We start from the raw sequence: 7,949 nt of genomic DNA, 5'->3' as shown, positions 1-7,949 counted from the left end.
TGTACGCGCTGCCGCTGCTGGCCGGGCTGTCGATGACGCACGCGTTCCTGCCGCCGCACCCGGGCCCCGTGGCCGCGGCCGGGCTGCTGTGGGCGACCAACTGGTGGCCGAACCCCGCGAACCGCAGTTCCTCCTCGCCCGTCCGGTCGAAGGGGAGCGCCCGGAACGAGCGACGGTACTCGGCGTAGAGCGCATCGTAGATCGGGGTCACCGAGGCGGGGTGGCTCTGCGGGGCGGCTTCGCGGGGTGGGCGCATGCCGGGGATGTGATGGGGGTACGGGATCCGGGGGGCAGGCTCGTATGAGTGCACATCCGAGCCAACGAGTCCGTGGCCCGGGGGATGCGGGCCGGGCCGGGAATGGCCCGTGGTGGTGTGACGCATGGGCAGCGGGAGCACGGCGTGACTCATGTGCCCGCGAGCGGCATGGTCGCGGCGACGAGCTGCCCGCGGGCGGCGGCGCGGTCCAGCGCGTCACGGAGCAGGTCCTCGCGCGGCTGCTGGCCGATCGTGCCGACGGGTGCCGCGAAGACCAGCACCTTCTTGGTCTTGTTGACCGCCGAGCGCCACTCCTGGGCGACCTCCATCGCCTGGTGCGCCTGCCACCACGCCGACGGGGTGCCGCCGCCGGTGCCCGGCTGGAGGATGGCGTGCAGCCGGCCGACGGCCAGCAGCACCGACCAGCCCGGGGTGGGCGGCGGCACCTGGTCGATGGCGGCGACCGGGGTGAAACCCTGCTCGATCAGGAGCGGCAGGAAGACGTCGACCGGGCCGGTGGTGCCCGGCCGGGCGATGGGCGCGAGCGGCTCGACGACCAGCGCGGGGTGCAGGTCCCCGTCGATCAGGACCAGCCCGCTGGTCACCCCCAGCTCGGCCTGGACCGGCCCGTCGGTGCCGATGGGCACCACGGGCGGCCCCGCCGGGGCCTGCGCCGCGTCCTCCGCGGTGATGGACCGGACGGCGCCCTGGAGCTGCTCCTCGGAGACCGGGACGACCTGGGAGGGGATGCAGGCGGCGTGCGCGAAGGCGAGCACGGCCGTCTCCTCGCCGACGAAGAGCACCGTGCTGGTGGGCTCCCGCTCGGTGTCGCCTGGGGTGCGGCAGGAGGTGCAGTCATAGCTGCCGGGGGCGTTGTCGCCGCCGAGCAGGCGGTCGGCTTCCTCGTCGCCGATCTCGGCGCGGACGTCGTCACTGACGTCGAGCATGCGAGGCACGGGTGGCTCCTCGAACTGGGTGCGTGTGCGCCGGGCGGTTCCCGGCTCTCGGGAAGACAACGGACGATCCGTGGCAGGGGTCACGCTCGGGGCCGGGGACCCGGCGCGGACCAGCGGCAACGGCCGAAAGTTCCCGGTTCCGCTACCGATTCGCCATCGCTTGCGGAACGAGTTGGTGATCAGGGCCAACCCGGAAGCCTTCCCCACGGTCTAATGTCTCGGTAGGCGGGCTGCACGGAATGTCCGCGGCGAAACGGCTGCATACGGGGACGAATGCACATCTCATTCCTGATTCACAACGCGTACGGCATCGGCGGCACGATCCGCACCACGTACAACCTCGCGGGCACCCTCGCCGAGCACCACGACGTGGAGATCGTCTCCGTCTTCCGCCATCGCGAGGAGCCCGTCTTCGCGCCGAGCCCCAAGGTGCGCCTGCGCCACCTGGTCGATCTCCGCAAGGGCACCCCGGGCTACGAGGGCGACGACCCGGAGTACGAGCGCCCCGCCACCGTCTTCCCCGCCACCGAGGGCCGCTACAAGCAGTACAGCGCGCTCACCGACCGGCGGATCGCCGAGCACCTGCGGAACCTGGACTGCGACGTCGTGGTCGGCACCCGGCCCGGCCTCAACGTGCACATCGCCCAGCAGGCCAGGCACGGCGTCGCCCGCGTCGGCCAGGAGCACCTGACCCTCAGCACGCACTCCCCGCAGCTGAAGCTGACCCTGCGTACGAACTACCCCCGGCTCGACGCCGTCACCACCGTCACCGAGGCCGACGCCGCGACCTACCGCAAGCTGATGCGGCTGCCCGGTGTGCGGGTGGAGGCCGTCCCCAACAGCATCCCCGCCCCCGCCCTCGCCCCCGCCGACTCCACCGGCAAGTGGGTGATCGCCGCCGGCCGACTCGCTCCCGCCAAGCGCTACGACCTGCTGATCCGTGCCTTCGAGAAGGTCGTCGCCGAACGCCCCGACTGGCGGCTGCGGATCTACGGCGCGGGCGCGGAGCGGGCGAAGCTGCGCGCGCAGATCGACAAGCGCGGCCTCTACAACCACGTCTACCTCATGGGCCCCGCCACCCCCCTCGACGCCGAGTGGGTCAAGGGCTCCATCGGCGCCGTCACCTCCAGCCTGGAGTCCTTCGGCATGACCATCGTCGAGGCGATGCGCAGCGGCCTGCCCGTGGTCTCCACCGACTGCCCGCACGGCCCCGGCGAGATCATCGACAACGGTGTCGACGGACTGCTGGTGCCCACCGGCAAGGTCGACGCGATCGCCGGCGGCCTGCTGAAGCTGATCAACGACGACGACCTGCGGCGGCGCATGGGACAGGCGGCCCTGGCGAGTTCCGCCCGCTTCGACCCGGCCGAGGTCGCCGGCCGCTACGAGGCGCTCTTCACCGACCTGACCTCGCGCGGCGGCCTGCGCGGCTCGCTGCACCGCACCCGGGGAGCCCTGCTCAGCAGCGCGTTGCGGACCAAGGACAGGAGCCGCACCGCCCTGCGGAAGGGGCGGGCCGCATGACGCCTCCCACCGATCCCGCCGTGCCCCACGAGCACACCTCACCCGACGAAACCACCGGCCCGTCCGCCGCCCCGCACGCGGCCGGCACACCCGAGGAGCCCACCATCGTGTCTGCCCCTCCCCAGCCCTTCGGCGTGGAGGATCCGAGCGCCGACTGCATCGCGGACTCCGCGGGCGGTCTCACCTTCGACCTCGACGCCCCCGGCCTCGCCGACGCCCCCGGAGACTGGTCCGCTGCCCTGGTGCTGCGCCGCCGCGGCGGCGCGGAGACCGACGGGCCCGACGAGCCCGAGGAGGTCAGGCTGCCGCTCGCGCCCGACGGCGACGGCCGGCTGCGCGCCGTCCTGCCCAGCACCGTCGCCCTCCCCGAGGGCCGCTGGGACGTCTACGCCGCCTGCGCCGACGCCGAGCCCAGGCGCCTGGTGCCCGGCCTCGCCGACCTCCGTTCGCTGGTCGACCGCAGACCCGGCCCCAGCACCTCCCCGCTGGCGGTCCGCATCCCGTACGCGACCAAGCACGGCAACCTCTCCCTGCGCAGCTGGCTGCGCGGGCCGCACGCCGAGGCCGGCGACCTCGTCCTCGACGCGACCGGCCTGACCCTGCACGGCCGTCTCTACCGGGCGGCGGACCCGGCCGCCTGGCTCGCCGGCGCCGTGGTCGAGGCCCGCCTGCGCCGGGACCCCGAGCGGGTCCGCACGGTCCCCGTCGCCCCGGCCAAGGAAGAGGGCGCCGACGACCAGGACTTCACCTGCACGCTCCCCTTCGCGGCCCTGGCCGAGGAGTGGCAGGGCGGGCTGGACGTCTGGGACCTCTGGGTGCGCGGCGCCCAGGGCGCGGAGACCGCCCGCGTCGCCCGGATCCTCGACGACGTCGCCGACAAGAAGCAGATCTTCGTCTACCCGGCGCAGACCGTCGACGCCTCGTACGCGCCCGCGCAAGCCGGCCCGTATTTCACGGCCGACAACGACCTCGCGATCCGGGTCGACGAACGCCCGCCCACCGTGCGCTGATCCACCGGCCCGCGGGCCCGTGCGGAGTGTGGTTCGAGGACAGAGGGGCACTCGCATCTATGGAGGTGCGAAATCATGTTTCCTGTCCTGATCGTCCTGTTGCTGGCCCTGCTGCTCTTCGGAGCCGGCTTCGCCATCAAGATCCTGTGGTGGATCGCGGTCGCGGTCCTGGTGATCTGGCTCCTCGGCTTCCTCTTCCGGTCCACAGGGGCCGGGGGTTCGAGGGGCCGCTGGTACAGGTGGTGAGCGATGCCCCTTGACTACGCGCAGGGGCACGTACGAATGGCGGCCTGCCGCCGGAGGACTGTCAAGTCCTCGGTGGCAGGCCGACGCGGGCTCAGGGCCGGGCCGGTCCGGGCGCCGTGACCGGGGGTTCCGCCTCCCGCACCGCTTCCGGGTGGTGCAGGTCGAAGGCCGGTGACTCCGAGCGGATCCGGGGCAGCGCGGTGAAGTTGTGCCGGGGCGGCGGGCAGGACGTCGCCCACTCCAGGGAACGGCCGTAGCCCCAGGGGTCGTCGACCTCGACCCGCTTGCCGTAGCGCGCGGTCTTCCAGACGTTGTAGAGGAACGGCAGCGTCGACAGGCCCAGCAGGAACGCCCCGATCGAGGACACCGTGTTGAGCGCGGTGAAGCCGTCGGCCGCCAGATAGTCCGCGTACCGCCGGGGCATGCCCTCCACCCCCAGCCAGTGCTGGACGAGGAAGGTGGTGTGGAAGCCCACGAACAGCGTCCAGAAGTGGACCTTCCCCAGCCGGTCGTCGAGCATCTTCCCCGTGAGCTTGGGCCACCAGAAGTAGAAGCCCGCGAACATCGCGAAGACCACCGTCCCGAACACCACGTAGTGGAAGTGCGCCACCACGAAATAGCTGTCCGTGACGTGGAAGTCCAGCGGCGGTGACGCCAGGATCACGCCCGTGAGTCCGCCGAAGAGGAAGCTCACCAGGAAGCCGACCGCCCACAGCATCGGCGCCTCGAAGGACAGCGACCCCTGCCACATGGTGCCGATCCAGTTGAAGAACTTCACCCCGGTCGGCACCGCGATCAGGAAGGACATGAAGGAGAAGAAGGGCAGCAGCACCGCGCCCGTGGCGAACATGTGGTGCGCCCACACCACCACCGACAGCGCCGTGATCGCCATGGTGGCGCCCACCAGCATCACGTAACCGAAGATCGGCTTCCGCGAGAACACCGGGATGATCTCCGAGATGATGCCGAAGAACGGCAGCGCGATGATGTAGACCTCGGGATGCCCGAAGAACCAGAACAGGTGCTGCCACAGCAGCGCCCCGCCGTTCTGCGGCTCGAAGATCTGCGCCCCGAACCGCCGGTCCGCCTCCAGGCAGAGCAGCGCCGCCGCCAGCACGGGGAACGCCAGCAGCACCAGGATCGAGGTGAAGAGGACGTTCCAGGTGAAGACCGGCATCCGGAACATCGTCATCCCGGGCGCGCGCATCCCGATGATGGTGGTCAGGAAGTTCACCGCGCCCAGGATCGTGCCGAAGCCCGACAGCGCCAGGCCCATGATCCACATGTCGGCGCCGGTGCCCGGCGAGCGGACCGCGCTGCTCAGCGGCGCGTAGCCGGTCCAGCCGAAGGCGGCGCCGCCCTCGGGCATCAGCAGGCTGCTCACCACGATCAGCCCGCCGAAGAGATAGAGCCAGTACGCGAACATGTTCAGCCGGGGGAACGCCACGTCCGGCGAGCCGATCTGCAAAGGCATGATCGCGTTGGCGAAGCCCGCGAAGGCCGGCGTCGCGAAGAGCAGCAGCATGATGGTGCCGTGCGCGGTGAACGTCTCGTTGAACTGCTCGTTGGACATGAACTGGAGCCCGGGGCGCGCCAGTTCGGCACGCATCAGCATCGCGAGCAGCCCGGCCGCCAGGAAGAAGCAGAACGACGTGATCAGATAGAGGTGGCCGATCTTCTTGTGATCGGTGGTCGTCAGCCAGTCCACCAGGATCCGGCCGGGCTGCCGCTCCCGGACCGGACCGGCGGCCGCGTGCGCGGTGTCCGTCCCCATCTGCGCTCCCTCGATGTCATCGTCGACGGGCTTTCGGGCTCACGCCATGATGCTCGCCACGCGCCTGTCGCGCGAGGGCGCGTCGTGTGCGCCCGGCGGCCGGTCCCGGGGCGGCAGCGACCCGAGGGGGCCGAGAGTCCGGGTCCGGCCGGGTCGTGCCGGACGCGATCCGCCCCGGCCGGCACCTGGCGCGGTAACCCGGCGGACGAACGTCGGGCCCGTTGCCGGCGCTGAGTGGTCCCGGGCGGGAAAGGGCGACGGAACAATGCATTCCGGATAGTCGGACGGTAGCCCGGAACGGCAGTACGGCCGATGGCCTGTAAATGCGCAGGAAGTATTTACGGGCGGCGGCGCGCGGGGGAATTCCCGGGGCGATCCTGGCAGTTGTCGAGGACATTCCGGGAAGGCCGCGTGTATTTACGGGCGAAGCCTTGTGAAGGCGGGGCAGGAGGGACGGGAAGGCTCGTACGGGTGATACCGGACCCGGTAAACCGGCGGCAGTTCTCTGTGACACAAGTGTGACCGGTGACGGACCCGGAGCGCATGGACCCATGCTCACGGGCGTCGCTACCGCGGCCCGCCCCCGGCGCCTACGGTTGGTCTCATGGCACCTCTACCGAACGTCCCCGCCGACCCGCACGACGACCTCGACGCCTATGTCGGACTGGAGGTCGCGCACGCCTCCGAGCGCGCCCGGGCGCGTGGCTGGGCGACCGTCCGCGCGCTGGCACCCGGCACGTTCGTCACCATGGAATACCAGGCGGGCAGGCTGAACTTCGAGGTCGCGGACGGCTCCGTACGGCGCTGCTGGAAGGGCTGACCCGGACACCACCGCGGCCCCGGAACCCCTCGCCGGGGTTCCGGGGCCGCGGTGGCCGTGCGTGCTGTGTGTCTCTACGGGGCCGGTCAGCTGCCGACGGTGCGGCCGCGGCCCGTGGCCGGGCCGAGCGGCGCGGTGCGCGGCGTGCGGTCCGGGCTGGGCGGGCGACGGCTGCCGCTCGGCGTGACCGGCGTCCGCTCGGAGCGGACCGTGTGCGGCTTGGGCGACAGGTGCGGCCGGCCGTCGGACACGCGCGTGCCCGTACGGCCGCCGACGCCCACCGGCTCGCGGACGGGCCGCTGGTCGTCCGCCGCGGGGCGCGGGCCGCCGATCGCGACGGGCGCGGCCGGCGCGGGCAGGGACACGGTGCGGGAGCGCACCTGGTGCCAGGCGGCGAGCAGCCAGGCCTCGGCGCGCGCCATCGGCGCCTCGAACCATGGGAGGGCCAGCAGCACCAGGAGCCCCGCGCTCCAGCCGAGCGTCACGTCGCTCATCCAGTGGGTGCCGAGATAGACCGTCGTCATGCCGACGCCGAGCGCCAGCATCGCGGCGATCACCGAGGAGATCCGGCGCTTCCGCGGCGTGGTGGCCAGATAGGCGAGGACGCCCCAGGTCACCACGGCGTTCGCGGTGTGGCCCGAAGGAAATATGTCGCCGCCCGCGAACATCTCGTTCGAGCCGATCGACGTGGCGTAGTGCGGACCGAGGCGCCCCATGCCGAGCTTGGCGGCGCCCACCGTGGCGTTGAGCAGCAGCAGCGAGGTGCCCAGCACCAGCAGCGGCCGCAGCGTCTTCTGCTTGTAGGTGCACCAGCCCAGCCAGGCGGCCACCGCGACGGCGGTCGGGCCGCGCTGGCCCAGCACCACGAAGTAGTCGAGGAAGGTGTGGATCTCCGGCCACTGCTTGTACGGGCGGAAGAGCATGACCTGCCAGTCGAACCGCACCGGCCAGGACGTGGTGAGCACGCCGACCACGATCGCCAGATAGACCACGGAGGTCGCCACGAAGATCCCGAGACGGGTCCGGGTCATCCGCGGCCGCACGGGCTCGGTCGGGCGCTCCTCCGGCTGGACGAGCTCATCGTTGGTACGCACCCAATCGACGTTACATTGCGTGACAGGAGGGTTCGGCCGATCGAGGCGCTTTGTGATGACGATGTGATGTGGAATGCGTCTCAAACATGACTTACGGCACGTTTGATTCCGCGGAATAAGAAGCGCTTAAAGAAGCCCGGATCCACCGCAGTTGACGGTGTCCCCGTCGAATTGCTTTTGTGTGCCGCTGTTTATCGCCGATTGGCCGGTGCGTTCCGTGACGTTTCCCGCCGGAGCGGCCCAGGGGCTGTCCGGCGGATCTTGTGGTC

At 71.3% G+C, this 7,949-nt stretch carries 7 protein-coding genes and 1 pseudogene; 5 read left to right on the top strand and 3 right to left on the bottom strand.

All coding sequences use genetic code 11. The features are described 5' to 3' along the window. Positions 1–89, top strand: a pseudogene (locus AB0435_RS23225) (hypothetical protein); the annotation flags it as partial. 316 nt (positions 90–405) lie between these two features. Here the strand turns inward: AB0435_RS23225 and AB0435_RS23220 are convergent. After that, the gene (locus tag AB0435_RS23220) at positions 406–1,212 is read right to left on the bottom strand and encodes a hypothetical protein (protein WP_366006603.1); all 807 of its coding nucleotides are present in this window, start codon (positions 1,210–1,212) and stop codon (positions 406–408) included. A 273-nt stretch (positions 1,213–1,485) separates the two neighbouring features. Between AB0435_RS23220 and AB0435_RS23215 the strand changes: the two genes are divergently transcribed. From AB0435_RS23215 to AB0435_RS23205, 3 genes are all read left to right on the top strand, one after another. Next, entirely contained in the window at positions 1,486–2,736 is a 1,251-nt protein-coding gene (locus AB0435_RS23215; protein WP_366427868.1) for a glycosyltransferase family 4 protein, read from the top strand. After that, complete coding sequence (locus tag AB0435_RS23210) at positions 2,733–3,746, top strand: hypothetical protein (RefSeq protein ID WP_366427867.1); 1,014 nt, start codon at positions 2,733–2,735, stop codon at positions 3,744–3,746. Before AB0435_RS23215 ends, AB0435_RS23210 begins: the two co-directional genes overlap by 4 nt. A gap of 75 nt (positions 3,747–3,821) precedes the next feature. After that, entirely contained in the window at positions 3,822–3,992 is a 171-nt protein-coding gene (locus AB0435_RS23205) for a hydrophobic protein (protein ID WP_366006600.1), read from the top strand. Positions 3,993–4,083: 91 nt separating this feature from the next. Here AB0435_RS23205 and ctaD read toward each other — a convergent pair whose 3' ends face one another. Beyond that, positions 4,084–5,766 carry a cytochrome c oxidase subunit I gene (gene ctaD / locus AB0435_RS23200; RefSeq protein WP_366006599.1) on the bottom strand — a complete coding sequence of 561 codons (1,683 nt, stop codon included), beginning with the start codon at positions 5,764–5,766 and terminating at the stop codon, positions 4,084–4,086. A gap of 604 nt (positions 5,767–6,370) precedes the next feature. On the opposite strand from ctaD, the gene AB0435_RS23195 reads away from it, so the two are divergent. Continuing rightward, positions 6,371–6,586: an I78 family peptidase inhibitor gene (locus tag AB0435_RS23195; RefSeq protein WP_366427866.1), complete on the top strand. Its 216-nt coding sequence runs from the start codon at positions 6,371–6,373 to the stop codon at positions 6,584–6,586. Positions 6,587–6,672: 86 nt separating this feature from the next. Here the strand turns inward: AB0435_RS23195 and AB0435_RS23190 are convergent, their stop codons facing one another. Continuing rightward, entirely contained in the window at positions 6,673–7,680 is a 1,008-nt protein-coding gene (locus tag AB0435_RS23190; protein ID WP_366006597.1) for a phosphatase PAP2 family protein, read from the bottom strand. Positions 7,681–7,949: the final 269 nt, after the last annotated feature.

Origin of the sequence: Streptomyces sp. NPDC051173, assembly GCF_040689515.1 — a bacterium.
Classification (GTDB): domain Bacteria; phylum Actinomycetota; class Actinomycetes; order Streptomycetales; family Streptomycetaceae; genus Streptomyces.
This window is presented reverse-complemented; position numbering and strand designations above follow the sequence as displayed.